This is a genomic window from Salinisphaera sp. SPP-AMP-43 (assembly GCF_049568105.1).
Lineage (GTDB): Bacteria > Pseudomonadota > Gammaproteobacteria > Nevskiales > Salinisphaeraceae > Salinisphaera.
In genome coordinates this window covers 3,604,365-3,624,689 of record NZ_CP145335.1, presented here as the reverse complement: position 1 = coordinate 3,624,689, position 20,325 = coordinate 3,604,365, and the positions used below count along the sequence as shown (strand labels likewise).

Sequence of the window (20,325 nt, the reverse complement as noted above, 5' to 3'; positions counted from 1 at the left end):
GTAAGCGGCGGACCCGGCCCTAGGGCCTGATCCGCCGCGCGCCGATTGCTATGCCGCCTGCTGCTGATCCTGCTGTTCGCTGAACAGATGGATCATGTCCAACAGGATATTGGCACTTTCGGTCTGGTAAGCATCGATCTTGTCGTTGCCTGGCGAGCCGGGATTCTGGGCCGGCAGCGTATCGCCGGCCTCGCTGGCGGCGGCATCAGAACCGTCGCCCTCACCTTCGCCCGAGGCTTCGGCGTCTTGGGCGTCCTCGAACGCCTTGTAGCTGTCGTAGGTCGACTTGCCGACGGCCTCACGATGGCTGTTGGCCAACGCTAGCATCTTCTGCTCGAGCTGATGCTGCTCGGAACGACGTGTGTCGATGTTCAGCGAGACCGTATCCTTTTCGCTCTGCTTGCGGGCAAGCTGGATACGCTGGACCAGATACTGGAAGTCTGGATCGTCGCTGACACGCTGGCTATGATCGGTCTTGAGTTGGCCGAGCATTGCATCGAGCGTGTCCGACTCCGGATAGGCAGTCGGCGGGATCGTGTCGTAGGGCAGCGCGTTGGGCAAAGCCGATTCGCCAATTTTGTCTGGATCGATCGCCGACGGATAGGTGATATCCGGGCTCACGCCGCGGTCTTGGGTGCTCTTGCCGGTGACCCGATAGAATTTGGCCTCGGTGAGCTTGAGCTGGCCCTGGGAAACCGGCAGCAGGGTCTGGACCGTGCCCTTGCCGAAGGTCCGGCTGCCGAGCACCAACGCCCGGCCGTAATCTTGTAGAGCGCCGGCCACGATTTCCGAAGCCGAGGCCGACAGACGATTGGTCATGACCGCCAGCGGGCCGGAATACACGGCGCCGTCGTTGCGATCGCCCAGAACCTGGATGTTGCCCTTGGCGTCCTGAATCTGAACGCCCGGCGCAGAATCCATGAACAGGCCGATCAGCTGCATGGCTTCGCCGAGCGCGCCGCCGCCGTTGTTGCGCAGGTCGAGCACGACGCCGTCGACGTCCTGTTTTTTGAGTTTGACGAGCTGCTTTTTTACGTCGTCGGCGGTGCCATTGTAGAACGAGGGCAGGGTGAGCAGACCGATCTTGTGGTCCTCGCCATTGCGTTCGACGTGCATTACTCGAGAACTGGCGGCCTGGTCCTTGAGTTTGATCTTGGCGCGCTGCAGCGTGACTGTTTTGGTCTGGCTGTTGTCGGACGGCGAGACCTGCAGACGGACATACGAGCCGGCCTTGCCACGGATCTTTTGTACCGTTTCGTCGAGGCGCATGCCGATGACGTCAGTGAACTCACCGTCCTTGCCCTGACCGACGGCGATGATGCGATCGGTGGGTTTGAGCTTGCCGGATTTGGCCGCCGGCCCGCCGGGGATCAGCCGCACCAGCTCGGCATAACCGTTTTTCGAGCGCAGCTCGGCACCGATACCCTGCAGTTGCAGGTTCATGTCGATGTTGAAGTCTTCGTAGCGGCGCGGGGAAAAGTAATCGGTATGCGGATCGTAGCTATGGGTATAGGCATCCATATAGACCGAGAACGCATCGACCGGCTCGGCCTGGCGCAGTTGTTTGAGTTCGTTGGTATAGCGCTGGGTCAGACGCTTCTGGATCTCGTCCGGATCGATTTCATTGAGCCGCAGTTCGATGACCTGGTTTTCCAGCTGCTGGGTCCAGAGTTTTTCCCGGGCCTCGGCATCGGCCGGCCAGGCGGCGTCTTCGCGATCGACCGTGAACGATTCGTCGTCCTTGAGATCCAGGCTGTCCAGCCCTTGCTTGATGCGCTCGAGCGCCCACTGGTCGATCTGGATACGACGTTTCTGATACGTGTTGAAGATTTCATAGGCGGCGGCGAGGCGGCCGTTTTTGAGCTGGTCGTCTAGCTCATCGCCATATTTGTCTTTCAGCCGCTGTACGTCGGAGCGCAGGAATACGCTGTGCGTGCCGTCCAGATCGTCGAGATAGGCGTTGAAGAAATCTTCCGAGAATTTGTCGTTGAGTTTGATCTTGTTGTAGTGGTTCTTTTGCAGCTCGCGCACGACCTCCTGATCGACCTGACTCTGGTCGTTGTCGGGTGTGAGCGGTGTATACCCCTCGGCCGGGCCAGCGCCCGCATCGGGCACCGGCGCGGGTTGATTTTCGGAGGCGGCGCAGCCGGTTTGGGCGCACAGCATCACCAGGAGCACAAAAGACAGGGCTAGATAGCGCATGAAGATCACGTGTCCTATCGAAGAAACCGCGGGAACACGGCAGCATAAGTCGCAAATGATCCGGCGCGGTAAGTCACGCTTTTTGAATCGCAAGATCCCGGACCGAACGGCAACGATACATGAAGCATGCCACGTGCAGGAATACGAATGGATAGGGCGGCCAGCAAGCGACGATTCAGTGGCCACTCTGGTTCTGCGCGCTCGCGCTGTCTGCCGGTCCGCCTTCGGGGAGACGGAAAAAGGTCAGTTCGTGTTTATTGGCCGACAGATGGCGCAGCCGGGCGCCCGGGATGGCAAGAAAGTCGGCGATCTCGGCCGGATCGACCGCGCCCTGACATTTCACAGTAAGGATCACCCGGGCCTGCGGACAGGTTCGGCACCAATATTCGGCCAGTTCGCGCAGGCGTGTCGGATAAGCGATCACATCCGAAAGAATCCAGTCCGGCGTCGGTACGTCCTCGCAGTCGATGGCGAAAGCATCGCCGCGCAGGCTATGCACCCGTGGATGTTTGGCCAGCGTTGGCGCCAGGGCGGCACGATCGACGGCCACGACATTGGCGCCCAGCTCGGCCAGGACCCAGCTCCAGCCGCCGGGCGCCGCCCCCAAATCGATACAGGTCTGGCCCGGTTCGGGACGGGCGCCGGCCAGAGTCAGTGCCTCCCAGAGTTTGAGATAAGCCCGGTTGGGCGGGCCTTCGCGATCCTCGACAAAGACCGGGCGGCCATCGGCGAACGCGCTCGAGCAGGCCGGGGATGCCAGCAGCCGATTGCGCTCCAGCAGGCAGAAGACGCCCAGTGACGCGCTGGGCAGCGGGGCTGGGAACGTCATCGGCCGGAAACGAATCGACGGCAGCTTGTCGGCGATCAATTGCGATCGCCGGTGATGGGCGATCGAATGCGTATGCCAGTTGCGTTGTAGCGCGCGCAGTTGGCGTGCGGCCTGGCCGATCGAGTCGATGTGGTATTCGCGTGGCGCCAACCAGCTGTTCTGGGCCCAGGCGGCCGGGCCGGGCTGGCCAGAACTGAACACCAGGTCTTCGCGGATGTCGACGATTTGACTGCCGCGTTGAATCAGTTCGTCGGTCAACGTGTCGTGATGGCCCGTGGCGGCGACATGCACGGTGTCGTAATCGATCGGCAGCACTGCCGGCGTATCGCGGGCCATCAATCAAGCTCTTGAGTGCAGTATGGCGGGCGGCTGGGCGACCGATGTGGTGCATCGCTCACCGGCCTTGTTCGCCAAGGCAGTGTAAGCCATACGGACAGCTCGATGAATCGGGTCGCACGAGGCGTACGTATATGTGGCGACGCAAAACTAATGCGCTAAATAGTTGCGTGCATCTTTTTTGTTAATAATAATTAACACCATACGCGCCAGAACTCGGTCGTTGCCTGCTGTGCTGTCGCCAGCTTGCTTAAATGAATCCGCCCGAAGGCCGATATCTCGATGCTGAACGGGCTATGTTCCCGGCAAGAGTGGAGAAACAGGATCTGGCGTTTGGTCAACCGGCGATGCCAGCCCTTCAAAAGAGTGATCTAGGCATGGAAGCGGCTGCGTATTTAACCAAGACATACGATCCGAGGCTGGTCAGTCTTTCGATCGTCGTCGCGATGGCGGCCGCTTATGCCGCGCTCGATCTTGCCGATCGCATGTATGCCGCTCGGCATCGCCAGGTCTGGGTATGGTTGGCTGCCGGCGCTATCGTCATGGGCTCTGGCATCTGGGCCATGCATTTCATCGGCATGCTGGCCCTGCATTTGCCGATCACCATGAACTATGCGATCGCGCCGACGATCGTATCCTGGCTCATGGCCGTACTCGGGGCGGCCTGCGCGCTGCGATTGAGCTGCCGGCTGTCGCTCGATCGCCGCACTTGGCTGTTCGGCTCGGTATCGATGGCGGTCGCGATTGCCAGCATGCATTACACGGGTATGTATGCGATGCAGATTTCACCAGGCATCGTCTACGATCCGTTCTGGGTCGGCTTGTCGGGGCTGGTAGCGATCGGCGGCTCGGCCGCGGCGCTCGGGTGGTCGTTTCGGCTGCGGGGCGGTCAGCAGCGGCTGCAGTCGACCAAGAAACTTGGCGCGTCCGGGCTGATGGGGCTGGCGATCGCTGGCATGCACTATGTCGCTATGGCTGCGGCGGCGTTTCCGGCCGCCAGCGTTGGCTATGCAGCCGGCGGCGTGAATACCGAATGGCTGGCTCTGCTGATCAGTTCGCTGTCGCTGGTATTGCTGGCGGCAACCCTGCTCGCCGCTGCCCTGGATCGCCGGCTCGAGCACCAGACCGCTAGCCTCGTGCACTCGCTGCGCGAAGCCAATGCCCAGCTGCGCTACAGCAATAATTACGACGGACTGACCGATCTGGCCAACCGCAAACTGTTCGACGAAAAGCTCGATCTGGCTATCGATGGGGCTGGCCGCGGTGCCGCTGGTTTCGCTTTGTTTTATATCGACCTCGATGGCTTCAAGCAGCTCAATGATAACCTCGGCCACCGCGCTGGAGACGAAGTACTCAAACACGCCGCGCGGGGCATGCGCGAAGCTACCCGTGGCCACGACACGGTTGCTCGCTTGGGCGGCGATGAGTTCGTGATTCTGGCGGCCGACGTGGCCGATGCCGACAATGCTCGCCAGATGGCCGAGCGTGTACTGGCGGCAGTGCGCCAGTGCACACAGACCGCGCCGGGGTTGTCGGCCAGTATCGGCTGGGCGTTGTATCCCGAGCATGGTCGGCGCGCCGAGGAGCTGGTTGCGGCGGCCGATCGCGCGATGTATCACGCCAAGAACAACGGCAAGAACGCCGCGGTGGGCTATCGTGCCGAAATGGCCGAAGAGGCGGAAGCCGAATTCGTGCTCCAGCGTGAACTCGCGTCCGCGCTCGAACAGGGCCAGATCACGGTTTATTACCAGCCGAAGTTCTGTGCCGCCACACGCACCTTGTCCGGTGCCGAAGCGCTGGCGCGTTGGCATCATCCCCGGCACGGCATGATTGCCCCGGCTCGATTCATCCCGGTCGCCGAGCGCTCCGGACAGATCGACGCGCTCGAAGCCTATGTACTGGACGCGGTCTGTGCCCAGGTGCGCCACTGGCTCGATTTCGGATACGAGGTGCCGCGTATTTCGGTGAATCTATCGGCTGCCCGGATCAGCGATCGTGGGCTGCCGAAACGGGTCCAGGCCTGTTTAAATCGCCACCATCTGGCGAGCCGCTATCTGATGTTCGAAATCACTGAAACCGTGGCCATCCAGGGCATGCTCGAAGCGGTTTATGCACTTAAGCAGTTTGCGCGCATGGGCGTCGAGGTCGCGCTGGACGATTTCGGAACCGGCCACTCCAGCTTGTCGTATTTGGAACAGCTGCCGATTCATCAACTCAAGATCGACCGTTCCTTCATCCGCGCCCTGAGCGATAGCAATGCCCAGCCATCGGCGATCGTGCGCTCGATCGTGGCCTTAGCGCATAGTCTAGGGCTGGCAGTGGTCGCCGAAGGCGTGGAAACCGAGTCGCAGCTGGCCTATTTGGTCGAGTTGAAATGCGACGAGGTACAGGGGTTTTTGTTCAGCCAAGCGGTGCCTGCCGAGCCGTTCACGGCCTATCTCGACACTACCTCCAGCCGTGGCCAAGCACCAGAGATAGCGTCAGAACGCGTGCGCGAATTTGGCTGAATGTCTTTGGGTCGGGCCGCGCATGCAGACCGTGGCTGTGCGGCAATGCCGGTAGGCGAGCCAGCGCCCACTTGCAGAAAGCGTTGCTCAGCAGCCGAAGAGGGTATAGACCATGCGCTGTTCGGCCGAACCCGGCAGCACGTTGCGGTTGGAGCCGAGCCCGAGAGCGGCTTTGAATAGTGCGCATCGGCCTCGATCAGCCGTGGGACCGGCAACGCGCCGAAAGGGTCCACGATAATGCCGGACCGTAAGGTCGATCACACCGGCCCAGCGGCGTTTCGTGCGTTGGGCCAAACCCGGTGGCCTAGCGCGTGTCGTCACGAAGCGCGCCGTCGCACGACGCCCGCCCATCGGGTCAGTCAAGGCGCAGGCCGCCGCGCGTAGCGGGCCCACGGTCAAGGCCTGCAACGCCGCACGGCGCGATGGGCGGGCATCACCCGCAGGGTCCGGCGGCCATCCGTCGTTATCGTTCGCGCACGTGGCCGGGCCACGTCATGCTCACGAGGCCTTGGCTTGCCAGCCCAGGGCCGCGGATGCGGCGGCGTATCTCGTGACGACACGCGCTAGGGGAAAGGCGTCTCGACCCGGCCGAGGGCGACTTAGTCCAAGATCGCGGGCCCAGGGCTCAGTTCGCTATATCGGTGGGCAGCTGGCCCGAGCCAAGTACATGGATCGATAGCATAGCGGCGGCCGCGCTATCGCCGGGCCGAGTCGGCCATGACGGTATGGCGGCCAGCGCCCAGAGCCGCACTATCGATGCGGTCATCCGAGGGCGCTGCTGTACCGGTCAAGCTGGCGCGATTGAACCGCAGTCTCGACAAGGTTTTTTAAACGCCGTGCGGCCTAGCGTCGGTCGAGGCGGCAACCACGTCAGACGTATTGGTTGAGCTGCCAATCCGGGGCCGAGTCGCTGCGCCGTGACAGTCGTTCCAGCGTAGGGCATCGACTTGCCTGGGTCGTGTAATGGACGGGACCGTGGTAATGAGCGAATCCAAATAATGTGCTCTGATTATTAAAAATAAATATTAATAATAAATAAGAGCTTAGCGCTGTATTGGCGCTATTGCAGCCAATATGCCGGTTTGTCCATCTCAAACAGGTTTTTGGATGGCCGATATAGGGGCATCGGGGATATGCAAGCACGGCACCTTTGGGGCAACAGGGGATGTCGTGTTCAAAAAATAACGGCGATCGCGCCGGCTAAAAGGTGGGCAAGGCATGCAGGCGGAGGATTATCTGACCAAGATCTACGATCCAGGGCTGGTCGCGCTGTCGATTGCCGTTGCGATTGCAGCCGGCTATGCGGTGCTGGAGCTGACTGATCGCATATACGCGGCCCAGCGCCCGCGAGCCTGGGTCTGGCTGGCTGCCGGCGCGATCGTATTGGGTTCCGGCATCTGGGCCATGCATTTCATCGGTATGCTGGCCTTGCAAATGCCGATCACTATGAGCTATGCGGTGATCCCCACGGTGCTGTCCTGGTTTATGGCCGTGATCGGCTCGGCGGTGGCGCTGGGGCTAGGGTGCCGATTTGATTTCGATCGTCGGACTTGGCTGGCCGGCTCGATGTTCATGGCGATCGCGATCGCGAGCATGCACTACACCGGCATGTATGCCATGCATGTTTCGCCAGGCATCGTCTATGACCCGTTCTGGTTGGCGTTGTCGATGCTCGTTGCGGTCGTCGGTTCGGCCGCAGCGCTCTGGCTGACGTTCTGGCTACGCGGTTCGCGCCAGCGGCTGCGGGGCGCCAAAAAAAGTGCTGCCGCGGTGCTGATGGGGGGCGCGATTGCCGGCATGCACTATACGGGCATGGCAGCGGCTTCGTTCCCGAGGACGACCGTCAGCCATACCACGGGCGGCGTGGATACCACTTGGTTGGTGTTGTTGATCGGTGCATTGGCACTACTGCTGTTGGCGGCGACGTTGCTGGCGGCTGCGGCATTGGATCGACGTCTCGAACAGCAGACCGCCTGTCTCGTCGAATCCCTGCGCCAGGCCAACGAACAGTTGCGCTATAGCAGTGATTACGATGCCTTGACCGATCTGGCCAATCGCAAGCTGCTCGACGAACGACTCGATGCGGCGATCCAGCGAGCCGAGTGCGGCGGCGAGGGGTTCGCGTTGCTTTATGTGGATCTCGATGGCTTCAAACAGCTCAACGACAATCTGGGCCACCGCGCGGGCGACGACGTGCTGCGACGCGTGGCCGGAAGCATGCGGGAGGCAATGCGCGTACAGGATACGGTCGCCCGAATGGGCGGCGATGAATTCGTGGTCATCGCCGAAGCCGTTGCCGATGCTGCCAGCGCCCGGCAGAGAGCCGAGCGCCTGCTAGAGGCCGTGCGCCAGACGACGCTGACAGCGTCGGGTCTATCGGCCAGCATCGGCTGGGCGTTGTATCCCGAACACGGCCGGCGCGCCGAAGAACTGGTCACAGCCGCCGATCGGGCGATGTACCATGCCAAGAACAACGGCAAGAACGCCGTGGTCGGCTATCGCGCCGAAATCGCCGAACAGGCCGAGGCCGAGTTCGGGCTACAGCGTGAATTGGCCGCCGCGCTCGAACAGGGCCATATCACGGTCTACTACCAGCCGAAGTTCTGTGCCGCCAAGCGCACCCTGTCCGGCGCCGAAGCCCTGGTACGCTGGGAGCACCCCAGACACGGCATGATCTTGCCGGACCGGTTTATTCCAGCGGCCGAGCGTTCCGGCCAGATCGACGCGCTCGAAGCCTATGTGCTGGATGCGGTCTGTGCCCAGATTCGCCACTGGCTCAATGCCGGATACGAGGTGCCGCGTATTTCGGTGAATCTATCGGCCGCCCGGATCAGCGATCGTGGACTGCCGAAACGGGTCCAGGCCTGTTTGAACCGCCATCGCCTGGCCCCGCACTACCTGATGTTCGAGATTACTGAAACCGTGGCCATCCAGGGCATGCTCGAAGCCGTCTATGCGCTCAAGCAGTTCGCGCGCATGGGGGTCGAGGTCGCTTTGGATGATTTCGGAACCGGCCATTCTTGTCTGTCATATCTGGAACAGCTGCCGATCCACCAGCTCAAGATCGACCGCGCCTTCGTACGGGCTTTAAGCGACAGCCATGCCCAGCCGTCGACCATCGTGCGCTCGATCGTGGCCTTGGCGCATAGCCTAGGGCTGGCGGTGGTTGCCGAAGGCGTGGAGACCGAGCCGCAGTTGGCTTATCTGGTGGCTTTGGAATGCGACGAGGTACAAGGCTTTTTGTTCAGTCAGGCGGTGCCCGCCGAACAGTTCACCGCCTATCTGGAGCACCATTCCGCCTCAGCCGAGCACCAGACGCAGCGCCGGCAGCGCCAGAACGAGCGCGAGAATTCGGCTGAATGTCTTCTGGTTGACCCGGTAGTGCAGGCGGTGGCCGAGCAGCAGACCGATTACCACGGCGGGGAGGGTCGCCAGGGCCAACTGGCAGGAGGTGCCAGTCAGCAATCCGAGATGGGTATAAACCACAATCTGGACGGCCGAGCTCAGCAAAAAAGTCAGGGTCAGAATCGAGCGCGAGAACTGTTTCGGATAGCGCACATTGGTATAGATCAGCAGTGGGATCGGCGATACGCCGACCGCGCCGACGATCACCCCGGACAGCAGTGCGGTGCCCGACAGCCCAGCAATATCAGCCCCATTCAGCCGTGGCATGCTTTCGGGCACCGGGGTTTTGACCAGGTTGAGGGCGACATAGCACAGGATCACGGCGCCCAGAAAACGTTCTAATACATCGACTGGCAGCACGGCCAACAGCCGGGCGCCGCCCAGCACGCCGATCGATAGCGCAATCGCGGCGATCGGGCCGCGCCGCCAGTCGAATTCGCGCCGCGCTAGGCCGGTCATGATGGCGTTGGTCGCCAGCGCGACCAAGGCAACGACCGGCACGACGTCGCGAAACGGATAGACCAGCACCAGGGTGCTGACCATCAGGGTGCCGCTGCCGAACCCGGTCAGGCCCTGCGCGGTAGCGCCGAGCAATCCGGCCAGATTGAATAGAAGAATCTGCACGAATACGACCAAAGTTGGTAAACCGCGCAGTCTAGGTCGTGTCGCGGGATCGTGCGAGGCCGTGGCTGGCGTCGTGCGGCCGCGGTGGTCGGCCCGTACCTGGGCACGTGGGTCTAGCAGCCGATCAAGATTCGGGCCGTCGTGTTCGGGAGATCGAGCGTTGCCCGCCCAGATGCCGGACGGGCTATGGCCCGTGCTCGAATGGCGATATGCCGGGCATACTCGCCGGTATCGGCACGTGGCTGCCTCGGCGCCGTACGTCCATGGCCAGCGGTGAGGGCGATCTATCTGCACCGCGAGCCGAGGCTTGGGATGGCGTGCCCAGCTCGGGATCGGCCAATCCTGGCGGATCGGATAACGGCTGGCCGGCGGGTGGGGGCGACACGCTACACTGGCCGGGTCGCACGCCATCTGCAGTTCGCCCTTGCGCCGGTTTCGCCTGCAACATATCACTGCCTTCGACCGCTTCGCCGACAGCCTACGAGTTTTGATTGCGCTTTCCGGCGTGATTCTCTATTCCGGGCTGCGCGACGATGCACATCAGCTTATTCCGTTGATGCTCGGCGTAATCGCCAGCGGCATCGCGGAAACCGACGACAGCTGGCGTCGTCGAGCCCGGGCACTGCTGGTCACGCTGGTCTGTTTTTCAGTAGCCGCGTTGACCGTCGAGGCCTTACTCGATCTGCCCTGGGTGTTCGCGTTGGCGCTGCCGATGGGTACGTTCCTCCTAATCATGCTGGGGGCGGCTAGCGGGCGCTTCGCGACCATCGGCAACGCGACGCTGCTGTTATCGGTCTACACTATGATCGGCGTGACCCAGCATACCGGGCCGCCGCGGGCTTTTTGGGTCGAACCGTTGCTGTTGGTGATCGGGGCTGGCTGGTATGGCCTGCTGGCGCTGGCCTGGAACGCCGTGTTCGTGCATCGTCCGGTGCGCCAGTCGCTGGCGCGGCTGTATGCCAGTCTCGACGATTATCTGGTCTGTAAGTCCTGGTTGTTCGAGCCGGTTCGCGATCTCGATGTTGCGGCCCGCCGCAGTGATCTGGCGCATGCCAATGCGCGCGTGGTCGCGGCCCTCAACGATACCCGGCTGGCCTTGATCGACCGGTTGACCGGGCGCCGATCGCGCTCGGCCATGAGCGACAATCTGCGGCTTTATCTCGCCGCCCAGGATATCCACGAACGCACCAGTTCGGCGCACTATCCGTACAAGGCGCTCACCGAGGCGTTTTTCCACAGCGACCTGATGTTTCGTTGCCAGCGTCTGTTGCGGCTGACCGGGGTCGCGGCCCGCAGGCGGGCCACGGCACTGCGCTACGACGAACCGTTCGCCGACGATGGCCGGACGGCCACTGCCATCGAAGATCTGGATGCGGCCATCGCCCACCGCCGCGGACTGCAGAACGCACCCGGGGCGCATCTGCTGTATGCCGTGGACGACGTGGCCGATAATTTACGCGGTCTGGCCCAGCGCGTGACCGGCGCGGCCGAGGCGGTCGGCGAGGCCGATGCGCCGCTGCAGAATCCGCTGCCGCAGTCGCCGATCGAGATCTGGCGGCGAATCCGGGTCCAGCTCACGCCGGCATCGGCACGTTTTCGGCACGCCTTGCGGCTGGCGTTGGCGATGTGGGCCGGCTATCTGGTGCTGCTGGCCGTTCACCCGGTGCAGGGCTATTGGATTTTGCTGACTACGATGCTGGTTTGCCAGCCGGATTACGGTGCCACTCGAACCCGTTTTCTGCAGCGGGTCGGCGGTACCGTCGCCGGATTGGTGGTCGGCTGGGCGTTGATGCGGCTGTTCCCATCGCCCCAGCTCCAGCTGCTGTTGATCGTAGCCTCTGGCGTGGTCTTTTTCGCGGCCCGGTTCCGGCATTATTTCGTGGCCGCGGCTGGGATCAGCGTGTTAGTGCTGGTCTCGTTCAACCAGATCGGCAACGGCTTCGATCTGATTTGGCCGCGTTTTATCGATACGGTGATCGGCGGGGCACTGGCGGCTGCGGTCATGTTTTTGGTGTTGCCGGATTGGCGCGAGCGCGAGCTGCATCATCGGCTGGCCGATGCGTTATCTGCGCAGGCGGCTTATCTGCGTGTGATCTTCGACCAGTATCGGGACGGCCGTGCCGACGATCTGGCTTACCGGATCGCGCGTCGCGATGCCCACAATGCTGATGCTGCCGTCAGCACCCATGTCGCGACCGCGCTCAAGGATCCGCACGGGGCACGGACCGATAGCGGCGAGGCACTGGCGGTACTGGCCTGTGCCCAGACCCTGATCGGCCATCTGTCGACCCTCGGCGCCCATCGCGAACGCTTGAATGCCGAAGACGCTGCCGCATTGTCCGAGGCCGTGGCGCATATCGCTGAGGCGCTGGAACAAGTCGCCCACGGGCTGATCCGCTCCGAGCCGGCGCCGGTCGATAGCGAACAGGCTGCCCGAATCTACGATCGGTTGGTCGCGCTGCGCGATGGGCGCGACGGCACGCTACGATTGGTCGCCGGCCAACTGCAACTGCTGCTCGAGCAACTGCCCGAACTGCGCCGCATCAGTAGCCAGCTGGTGGCAGCCTAGTCGGTTCGGTTGCTGCGATAGCGGGTGCCGAGCTGGCCCTTGCTCTTGATCTCGTTCTGCAGGTCGCGGATGAACATCGTGCCCAGACCGCTGCTATGGCAGAATTTTTCGAGCTGATTGCGAACCAGCTTGCGGTAGTACACACAGATGCCGCCCAAGAAGAATAGCAGGCTGGCGAACAGGAACTGGGCCGCGGCAAAGGTTGTGACCTCGTGCTTGGCCGGCTGCTGCAGTTCCCATAGATAAGGCACTGAAGCCACCACGAACAATGCCGAGCCAACCAGGAACATGGCCACCGTGACGTTGAACAGCTGCATGTAGATCAGCGAGGGCGCCTCGACCACCTGCAGAATATTCACGAAGCCGCCGAGCACGAACAGCACCGAACCGATGATGAAACACCAGGCACCGGCGGCGATCATGTCCAACGAGGGCAGAAACAACAGGCTGCCGGCCACGAACAAGGCCGAACCCAACACATACGACCAGGCCGCAATGAATTCGATATGGTCGGCGAAGCTGTCGGTCTGGCGGTGTCGCCAGTACTTCATTACCTCCAGCAGATCGTGACCGGTGACCAACAAATACAAGACGGAGCCGGCAAAGAATAGCCAATCGCCGATCGTCAAGTAGTTTGAAAGTGCAGGAAAGAAGAACACGCTGCCACCGACGAAGCCGAGTCCGCCGAGCTTGTAGCTGAAGGCATTGACGGTTTCCCAAACGCGGTGGGAATCGCTGTTTTCATCGCTCGAGCCTAGATTGGATACCCGTGGGCGATGCGTAATCAGATGCGGCATAGACGGCCTCCTTGATGAGGCGCCATTATTGCAGCCGTATCGCGCGGCGCCACCGTCGGGCTCAGCCCAAGCTGTATCGGTAACCGACGAAAACGCGATCGATCAACGCATTATCGGTATCCGCAGGAATCGGGGCGAGGTTACGAGAGCGCCTGCCGGGGCCAAGGGCCCTGCACATCGGGCGCGCGAGCAGGTCGGGAAATGGCGCTCCCTAGGGGACTCGAACCCCTGTTTTCGCCGTGAGAGGGCGACGTCCTAGACCGCTAGACGAAGGGAGCGCGATAAGGCGGGCATTATAACGACGGGTTGGCACTGACGCGAGGGATTTCAGAGCGGCCGCCAACCGATGAGGCCACATCGCAGTGCCGGCTGTTGGCCCGCTGCCGGGGATCAAGTGTTTGAACAGCCGGGACCGGCCAGCGCATGACTCGATCAGTTTACGATTGGCAGGCGAGTCAGGGCCGAGCGCATGATCGGATAGGCGTTCGACTCGGCGTTAGTCGCCGACTAGTAAGCGATAGCCGATCAGCGTGCCATAGACGATCACGATCGCAATGACGATCAGCGTGATCGTACGCGGGCCATCGCGTTCCGGCTCGGGTTCGCCACGGCGTGCCCGTTGCCAACGCTGCCAGCGGGCACGCACTAACAGCACCAGGATCGCGATCGCGGCGAGCCAGAACAGGATGCGCATTTAAAACTGGCCTCGAAGTCGGCATGCCCAGTCGTGCATCGACTAGAAACCACTGCCCGGGGAGGTGATATGCGCGAGGAACAATGGGCCGAACCGGGGTTCCATGATCAGGGTGAAAACCACGCCGAAGCCTGCCCCCCAAAGATGGGCGCTATGATTGATGTGATCCTGGCCCAGGCGGCTGGCATACAGCCCATAGGCCGTGAACAACACACCATAGAGAATCGCCGGCACCGGTATGACGAAAACATAGATCGTCGACCAGGGCGCGATCAGGATGAAGGCGAACAGGACCGCCGATACCGCGCCCGAGGCGCCCAGGCTGCGATAGCGCGAATCGTTCCGATGCTGGATATAGCTCGGCAGCGTCGAGACCACGGCCGCGGCCAGATAGAAGATCACGAAGCCGAGGGCGCCGATATAGCGCTCGAACAGGCCTTCCATCGCGCGGCCGAAGAAAAACAGCGTGATCATGTTGAAGGCCAGATGCGCGCCGTCGGCGTGCACGAAGGCATTGGTCACGAGCCGGAAATACTCGCCGCGTCCGATCGCCGGCGGCCATAGCAGCAGTCGGTCGAGCAGCCGTTCGTTGGAAAAACAGGTGATCGAGACCGCGCAGGTGATCGCGATCAATAAGACGGTTACCCACATGAGCGCACTCGGTTGAACGACGGCCGGAAAGACGGCCAAAACTCGCCCGAGTATACGGGCCGTGGCTGAGCGCGCCGAATCACGTGATCTCCAGGGCCGGATGATCGAAGGCCAGGCGCCCGGCCAGGGCCGCCATATCGGCGATCGGCTCGGGATAGCACCAGGCGGCATCAGCCAGCCGGTGGCGGCCGATCAGCAGATCGAAATAGACCGCGTCGCCCTTGAACGGATAGTGGGTACGCGTGCTCGAGTGGACCAGCCGAGCGTCGGCCCACGCCAGGTCGGCCAGATACAGCCGCGGCGGATAGCCGTGCTCGGCCAGGCACAGAACATCGTCGCTGCTGGCAATGCGGGCGCGCTCGTAATGGAGTTCGACCGGGCGTGCTAGCGGTTCGAGCGTGATGCGGGGTTGGTCAGACATGGCGTGGGCGTTTGTCGTTGGCAGGTTCTGGGCTGTGCGTCGAGTAGTGGTAATACAGCCGTTCGTTCTTGGCTGGGCCGCGGATCGTCCAGTCCAGGGTGAAGCCGTCGGCCATCGGCACCAGCTGGGCCGCGTAGACGTCGGCGCCGCAGTGGTGGCCGGCCCGGCTGACCAGCCGGCCCTGCCCGTCATCGACCAGCTCGAACAGGAATACGGCAGCGTCGGTGCCGAACCGTTCATGCGATAGCGCCAGGCCATCGGCTAAACGCTGCCAGCGATAGATGTTATGAAACGCCACGTCTCGGGCGGCGCCGGCCGGCTGGAAGCGGCCACGTTCGACTAGGCGCCAATCGGCGCCCGCCGACTCGGGGCTCAGCTCGGCCTGGCCTCGGCCGGACCAGCCGGTGGTCGAGCCTGGGCCCGGCCGGGCCACGAACGACAGTCGGCGCAGCGCGGCCAGCTGTTGCCAGATCCGTATAATCAGGTCGCTTTCGCAGGCAGGCGCTGTCGTCGACATGGGTTATCTCGTTGCCGTTACCGTTCTCTGGGCGTTTTCGTTCAGTCTGATCGGGGTTTATCTGTCCGGCCAGGTAGACAGCTATTTCGCCGTGCTCGTCAGGCTGAGCCTGGCTGCGTTGGTATTCGCGCCGCTGCTGCGTCCGGTGGCCACCGGGCGCCGGGCCGCTCTCGGCTTGATGGCGGTCGGTGCGGTCCAGATCGGGCTGATGTATTTGTGCTTCTATCAATCGTTCGAATTTCTGAGCGTACCGGAAGTGCTGCTGTTTTCGGTACTCACGCCGATCTATATCAGCGTGCTGGACGATCTGTTGGCCGGCCGGTTCCGGCTGCGCTGTTTGGCGGCGGCGGTGCTGGCCGTGGTCGGTGCGACGGTGATCCGCTATACCGAGGTGGGCGAGAACGTCTGGCTGGGGTTTGCGCTGGTCCAGGGCGCCAATCTCTGTTTTGCGATCGGCCAGGTCGGCTATCGTCGTTTGGTGCCTTATCTACCGGCCGGTGTACCCCTGCATGCCCAGTTCGGCTGGTTCTTCATCGGTGCCTGGCCGCTGGCGGCGATGCTCTATGCCGTGTTTGGCGACCACGACGCGCTGCCGACTACGACGACCCAGTGGGGCGTGCTGGTATGGCTGGGTCTCGGTGCCTCGGGGCTGGGCTACTACGCCTGGAATCGTGGTCTGCCGAAAGTCGATGCTGGAACTCTGGCAGTGATGAACAACGCCCTGATTCCGGCTGGTTTGACCGTGAATCTGCTGATTTGGAACCACGATGCCGATATCCCGCGGCTGGCGGCCGGCTCGCTGTTGATGCTGGCAGCACTGATGATCAACCGTTGGATGGCCGCTACGCGCCCGGTCAGTCTATGGAGTCGACATTGACCTCTAGCGGCACTACATCACTACGGACCCAGGTCTCATACAAATCGAAGCGTTCCTGGCGTTTATTCCAGGATGTGGACTGTACGTAGAGCACCGGGGCGCCTTCGACAATATCCAGCTGGGCCGCGATCTCAGCTGGTGCGCCGCGTGCCCGGACTACTCGGCGGGCTCCGGCTACCCGATAGCCTGAGCTGCTCATCAGTGAAGAGAACGACGCAGTGCCCGATAGCACGTCGTGCGCAGCAGTGATGATCGGAATCAATGCCGGTGGGCTGAAATTCTTACTGTACAGAGCCGGAGTGTCGTCGAGCAGCCGCAGCCGTACCAGCCGATGGCCCTGGGTGTAGCGTGGCTGGCTGAGGGCATCGCAGACGAAATCCGGCAGGGTGACGATGCCGGCCTCGAGTACGCGCGTGGTCACTGCGCGGTTCTGATGGGTCAGTGCGTTTTCCAGAAAACCCTGGGTGTTTTGAATCACCCAGCCGGTCTGCTCGGTGGGCTGTTTCGCGAACACGCCGCGGTTTTTGATGCGATCGACGTAGTCGTCGCTCTCGAGGGCACGAAAGGCCTGGCGCACGGTCGCCCGCGACAGGCCGTACTCCTGGCAGAGCCGATTCTCGCTGGGCAGACGGGTGCCGACCCCGATCTCGCCGCGATCGATCTGTTCCTTCAGTCGTTCGGCCAGCTGTTGATAGAAGGGAATAGGAGAGTGGCGATCGATCATCGATTCCGGTTGCTTTGGGGTCTGGTGAGGCCCGACATCGGGCAACCATCATTCGAAGTTGCGATGCCGGGCGATCATATCGTTGTAATGCACGCCGCTGCGCTCGACCAGTAGCATGACCAGTAGATCGTAGAACACAAACAGCGATTGTTCGAACAGATTGCCCATGGGTTGGAAGGTAGGAACCATCGATTCGTCGTCGGCGCCGTAGGTTTTGGCCGGCAGGTGCAGGACCACGTCGGCGAGTTGGGCGGTCTCGCCTTCCGGCACTGCAGTCACGACCAGCAGCGTCGCGCCGGTCTTTTTCACTTCGCCGGCAATATAATGCAGATGTGGGATATTCGCCGGCCCGCTCGGCAGAATGAACAGATCTTGGGCGGTGACGGCCGGGGTGGTGTCGTCCCAGCCCCAGTGTACGGTTTTGCCGAAATGCGTCAGGCGCATGGCGAATGCCTTGGACGCCAGACCTTCGCGCCCGATGCCGAGGACGAAGATCCGCGGCGCGTCGAGAATGGCATCGAGGGCGCGGTCGAGCTGACGCCCGTCGGTAGCATTGAAGACCGTGCCCAGTTCGGCGACGACGCGGCGGCTCAAATCGTCAAAGAGAGTGCTCGTGTTCATGTTGAAATCTCCGGTTTAAACGCGAGCGCTGGGCTGGCCGCTGGCCACGCGCCCGATCAGAAGCGCCAGCAAGATGACGGCGCCATAGAAGGCATTGATCCAGAATGTGGCCACACCGGCCAGGGTGAGCACGTTGGTCAGCGTACCCAAAAGCAGAACGCCCATGATGGCGCCGAACATGCGGCCGCGGCCGCCAGTAAGCTGAACGCCGCCGATCACGGCCGAAGCCAAGGCAGAAAAGATCAGGTTCTGGCCCATGGCCGCCGTTACCGAGTACAGGCGTCCGGCCAGCAGCATGCCGGCGAAGGCCGCAAGCATCGAGGCGATCACGAAGGCGAGGATGAGTACGCGGTCCACGCGAATGCCGGCCGCGCGGGCGGCATCGATATTGCCGCCGATGGCATACAGCGCACGGCCCCAGCGGTGGTATTTGAGAACCAGGCCGCCGCCGATTGCCAGAATCGCCATCAGCCAGACGGCGGCCGGTACATACAGCCATTCTGCAGTACCGAGATAGGTATAGGCGTCCGGCAATGAGGCCAGCGTTCGGCCCTGGCTGATGCCGAGCGTGAGCCCGCGCAAGAGGATCAGCATGGCCAAGCTGACGATGAACGAATCCAGGCCGATCTTGACCACCAGTACGCCATTGACGAGCCCGATTAGGGCGCCGACCGCCAGGGTAATGGCGATGCCGGCGACCGGGCCTAGTTCGGTGCCGAGACCGCCCAGAGCCGGCGAGAGCATCAGCCAGGCTGCGACCATCGGTGCTAACCCGACCGTGGATTCCAGCGAAATATCGAGCTTGCTCGTCAGCAGGATGAAGGTCAGCCCAACCACCACGATCCCGAGTTCGGCCGATTGGCGCAGGATGAGCATGAGATTCGGCACGGTCAGAAAAGCACTGCTGACGAAAGCGCCGATTGCCAGGATCAGCAGCAGGCCGGGCAGCACGCTCAGCTCGCGTACGTTGCGCCCCAGCATGGCTAGGGTGGAAGTCTGTCGTTTCGAGGCTCGGGTCGGTGTATTCATTGTTCGTCCATTCGTTCGATCGCACGCACCAGGCGTTGTTCGTCCGGCTCGGCGAGTTCATCCACGAGGTTGCCGTGGTCCATGACCAGAACGCGCGGGCTGATCAGCAGTTCGTCTACATCGTCGGAAATCAGCACGATGGCCACGTCACGGGCCAGGGCGGCTTCGATGAGATCGTAGATCGCGTTCTTGGCGGCGATATCGACCCCGGCGGTCGGCGAAATCAGTACCAGCGTGCTCGGGTCGCGGGCCAAGGCCCGGGCCAGCACGACCTTCTGTTGGTTGCCGCCACTCAGGCCGTTGACCTGGAGTTCAGGGTCGGGCGGCACCAAGGCGACATCATCGATTAAGGACCGGGCGATATCGCGCTGTTGCCGAGGCGAAAAAAATCCGCCCGTGGCGATGCGGTCGGTGATCGTCATCGTCATGTTCTCGGCCACGTTTAGATTCGGTACGTAGCCGTTGGCGTGTCGATCGGCCGGTACGAAACCGATGCCGGCACGCAGTGCGGCCATGACCGACCCGCGTGCGACCGGCACGTCGTCTACGGCAATGTGGCCCGCGCGGGGCGATCGGAGGCCGACGATGGTTGCACCGATTTCGTATTTCCCCGAGCCGCCGAGCCCCGCGATCGCAACGATCTCGCCGGGGGCGACGTCGAACGAGACGTTCTCGAAGACGCCGGACTGATCGGTCAGACCGGCGAGCCGCAGGCGCGGTGGCCGGGCGGCATCGTTGCTTCGGGCGGACAGACGGAACTGTTTTTTCTCCTGGCCGGCCAGTACCGCTTCGACCAGGTCGGATTCGTCGATGCGTTCGGCGGTGCGGCTCCATAACAGCTGGCCGTCGCGTAGCACGGTCGCGCCGTCGCAGGCTTGTTCGATCTCCTTGAGGAAATGCGAGACCAGTACGAAGGTCACTCCACGGGCCTTGAGCTCGGCCAGCTTGGCGAACAGGCGCTCGGCGGCGCCGCCATCGAGCTGTACTGTCGGCTCATCGAGCAGGATGATTCGGCTGCCCGAATTCAGCGCCCGTGCGATCTGAACCATCTGGCGCTGGTCGATCGGGATATCGGCCAGCGCGGCCCGGGGATCGACCGAGATATCCCATTCGGCGAGGCTGGCCTCGGCCTGCGCATTCATACGCGCCCAGGAAATCGCCCCGGTGCCAGCCACCGGCTGGCGGTTGATGAACATGTTCTCGGCCACGCTGAGATTGGGAAACAACGGCGGTCGCTGGTATACGCAGGCCACGGTCCCGTGCAGGCCGGCGCCGGTCTTGTCGGCGTCGGCCGGTGCATCGAACAACTGGATCGAGCCGGAGTCCGGAGTTTCCAAACCGGTGATGATGCGCACCAGCGTGGATTTACCGGCACCGTTGCGTCCGATCAGGCCGTGCGTGCTGCCGGCCGGGATCGAGAACGAGACGTCGTCGAGCGCTTGGGTCGCGCCGTAGCGCTTGCTGATATGCGACAGCGTGACCGCCGCCCCGAGCTGATTGGATGTTGTGGATGACATGGCGG

Annotated in this window: 15 protein-coding genes, 1 tRNA gene and 1 pseudogene; 4 read left to right on the top strand and 13 right to left on the bottom strand. The window is 62.5% G+C overall.

The features are described from left to right. Positions 1-48: 48 nt before the first annotated feature. Together V5738_RS15620 and V5738_RS15615 are read right to left on the bottom strand one after the other, a co-directional pair. Positions 49-2,202, bottom strand: coding sequence for a carboxy terminal-processing peptidase (locus V5738_RS15620; protein ID WP_423821738.1), 2,154 nt, complete (start codon positions 2,200-2,202; stop codon positions 49-51). A gap of 175 nt (positions 2,203-2,377) precedes the next feature. Continuing rightward, a complete protein-coding gene (locus tag V5738_RS15615) occupies positions 2,378-3,367 on the bottom strand; it encodes an SAM-dependent methyltransferase (RefSeq protein ID WP_423821737.1) in 990 nt (329 codons plus the stop codon). Positions 3,368-3,744: 377 nt separating this feature from the next. On the opposite strand from V5738_RS15615, the gene V5738_RS15610 reads away from it, so the two are divergent. Both V5738_RS15610 and V5738_RS15605 read left to right on the top strand, forming a co-directional pair. After that, positions 3,745-5,874: a putative bifunctional diguanylate cyclase/phosphodiesterase gene (locus V5738_RS15610; protein WP_423821736.1), complete on the top strand. Its 2,130-nt coding sequence runs from the start codon at positions 3,745-3,747 to the stop codon at positions 5,872-5,874. A gap of 1,218 nt (positions 5,875-7,092) precedes the next feature. Beyond that, positions 7,093-9,066: pseudogene (locus V5738_RS15605) on the top strand (putative bifunctional diguanylate cyclase/phosphodiesterase); the annotation flags it as partial. 108 nt (positions 9,067-9,174) lie between these two features. On the opposite strand, the gene V5738_RS15600 reads toward V5738_RS15605, so the two are convergent. Next, a complete protein-coding gene (locus V5738_RS15600) occupies positions 9,175-9,822 on the bottom strand; it encodes a TSUP family transporter (protein ID WP_423824190.1) in 648 nt (215 codons plus the stop codon). Between the two features lie 505 nt (positions 9,823-10,327). Between V5738_RS15600 and yccS the strand changes: the two genes are divergently transcribed. Further along, positions 10,328-12,472 (top strand): YccS family putative transporter, encoded by a 2,145-nt coding sequence (gene yccS / locus V5738_RS15595; protein WP_423821735.1) that lies wholly within the window; start codon positions 10,328-10,330, stop codon positions 12,470-12,472. On the opposite strand, the gene V5738_RS15590 is transcribed toward yccS, so the two are convergent. From V5738_RS15590 to V5738_RS15565, 6 genes are all read right to left on the bottom strand, one after another. After that, positions 12,469-13,269: a YrhK family protein gene (locus V5738_RS15590; protein ID WP_423821734.1), complete on the bottom strand. Its 801-nt coding sequence runs from the start codon at positions 13,267-13,269 to the stop codon at positions 12,469-12,471. The genes yccS and V5738_RS15590 overlap by 4 nt on opposite strands. A 202-nt stretch (positions 13,270-13,471) precedes the next feature. Then, positions 13,472-13,547: transfer RNA gene (locus V5738_RS15585), tRNA-Glu, on the bottom strand. Positions 13,548-13,765: 218 nt separating this feature from the next. Then, positions 13,766-13,963 carry a hypothetical protein gene (locus V5738_RS15580; RefSeq protein WP_423821733.1) on the bottom strand — a complete coding sequence of 66 codons (198 nt, stop codon included), beginning with the start codon at positions 13,961-13,963 and terminating at the stop codon, positions 13,766-13,768. A gap of 42 nt (positions 13,964-14,005) precedes the next feature. Then, on the bottom strand, positions 14,006-14,614 hold the full coding sequence (locus V5738_RS15575; RefSeq protein WP_423821732.1) for a rhomboid family intramembrane serine protease: 609 nt from the start codon (positions 14,612-14,614) through the stop codon (positions 14,006-14,008). A 79-nt stretch (positions 14,615-14,693) separates the two neighbouring features. Next, entirely contained in the window at positions 14,694-15,035 is a 342-nt protein-coding gene (locus V5738_RS15570) for a DUF427 domain-containing protein (protein ID WP_423821731.1), read from the bottom strand. Next, entirely contained in the window at positions 15,028-15,552 is a 525-nt protein-coding gene (locus tag V5738_RS15565) for a DUF6314 family protein (protein WP_423821730.1), read from the bottom strand. Before V5738_RS15565 ends, V5738_RS15570 begins: the two co-directional genes overlap by 8 nt. Between V5738_RS15565 and V5738_RS15560 the strand changes: the two genes are divergently transcribed. After that, on the top strand, positions 15,551-16,429 hold the full coding sequence (locus V5738_RS15560) for an EamA family transporter (protein ID WP_423821729.1): 879 nt from the start codon (positions 15,551-15,553) through the stop codon (positions 16,427-16,429). The two genes, V5738_RS15565 and V5738_RS15560, sit on opposite strands and share 2 nt — an antisense overlap. On the opposite strand, the gene V5738_RS15555 is transcribed toward V5738_RS15560, so the two are convergent. The 4 genes from V5738_RS15555 to V5738_RS15540 are packed head-to-tail and all read right to left on the bottom strand — an operon-like array spanning position 16,407 to position 20,320. Then, entirely contained in the window at positions 16,407-17,153 is a 747-nt protein-coding gene (locus V5738_RS15555; RefSeq protein ID WP_423821728.1) for a GntR family transcriptional regulator, read from the bottom strand. The two genes, V5738_RS15560 and V5738_RS15555, sit on opposite strands and share 23 nt — an antisense overlap. A gap of 48 nt (positions 17,154-17,201) precedes the next feature. Beyond that, complete coding sequence (locus V5738_RS15550; RefSeq protein ID WP_423821727.1) at positions 17,202-17,774, bottom strand: SIS domain-containing protein; 573 nt, start codon at positions 17,772-17,774, stop codon at positions 17,202-17,204. A 15-nt stretch (positions 17,775-17,789) separates the two neighbouring features. Beyond that, the gene (locus V5738_RS15545) at positions 17,790-18,803 is read right to left on the bottom strand and encodes an ABC transporter permease (protein WP_423821726.1); all 1,014 of its coding nucleotides are present in this window, start codon (positions 18,801-18,803) and stop codon (positions 17,790-17,792) included. Next, positions 18,800-20,320 carry a sugar ABC transporter ATP-binding protein gene (locus V5738_RS15540; protein WP_423821725.1) on the bottom strand — a complete coding sequence of 507 codons (1,521 nt, stop codon included), beginning with the start codon at positions 20,318-20,320 and terminating at the stop codon, positions 18,800-18,802. The genes V5738_RS15545 and V5738_RS15540 overlap by 4 nt, the downstream gene beginning before the upstream one ends. Positions 20,321-20,325 lie beyond the last annotated feature (5 nt).

Bases quoted from the DNA above. Each gene is read 5' to 3' on its own strand.
- V5738_RS15620 (WP_423821738.1), bottom strand. From the start codon at position 2,202: ATGCGCTATCTAGCCCTGTCTTTTGTGCTCCTGGTGATGCTGTGCGCC.
- V5738_RS15615 (WP_423821737.1), bottom strand. From the start codon at position 3,367: ATGGCCCGCGATACGCCGGCAGTGCTGCCGATCGATTACGACACCGTG.
- V5738_RS15610 (WP_423821736.1), top strand. From the start codon at position 3,745: ATGGAAGCGGCTGCGTATTTAACCAAGACATACGATCCGAGGCTGGTC.
- V5738_RS15600 (WP_423824190.1), bottom strand. From the start codon at position 9,822: ATGGTCAGCACCCTGGTGCTGGTCTATCCGTTTCGCGACGTCGTGCCG.
- V5738_RS15590 (WP_423821734.1), bottom strand. From the start codon at position 13,269: ATGCCGCATCTGATTACGCATCGCCCACGGGTATCCAATCTAGGCTCG.
- V5738_RS15580 (WP_423821733.1), bottom strand. From the start codon at position 13,963: ATGCGCATCCTGTTCTGGCTCGCCGCGATCGCGATCCTGGTGCTGTTA.
- V5738_RS15575 (WP_423821732.1), bottom strand. From the start codon at position 14,614: ATGTGGGTAACCGTCTTATTGATCGCGATCACCTGCGCGGTCTCGATC.
- V5738_RS15570 (WP_423821731.1), bottom strand. From the start codon at position 15,035: ATGTCTGACCAACCCCGCATCACGCTCGAACCGCTAGCACGCCCGGTC.
- V5738_RS15560 (WP_423821729.1), top strand. From the start codon at position 15,551: ATGGGTTATCTCGTTGCCGTTACCGTTCTCTGGGCGTTTTCGTTCAGT.
- V5738_RS15565 (WP_423821730.1), bottom strand. From the start codon at position 15,552: ATGTCGACGACAGCGCCTGCCTGCGAAAGCGACCTGATTATACGGATC.
- V5738_RS15555 (WP_423821728.1), bottom strand. From the start codon at position 17,153: ATGATCGATCGCCACTCTCCTATTCCCTTCTATCAACAGCTGGCCGAA.
- V5738_RS15550 (WP_423821727.1), bottom strand. From the start codon at position 17,774: ATGAACACGAGCACTCTCTTTGACGATTTGAGCCGCCGCGTCGTCGCC.
- V5738_RS15545 (WP_423821726.1), bottom strand. From the start codon at position 18,803: ATGAATACACCGACCCGAGCCTCGAAACGACAGACTTCCACCCTAGCC.
- V5738_RS15540 (WP_423821725.1), bottom strand. From the start codon at position 20,320: ATGTCATCCACAACATCCAATCAGCTCGGGGCGGCGGTCACGCTGTCG.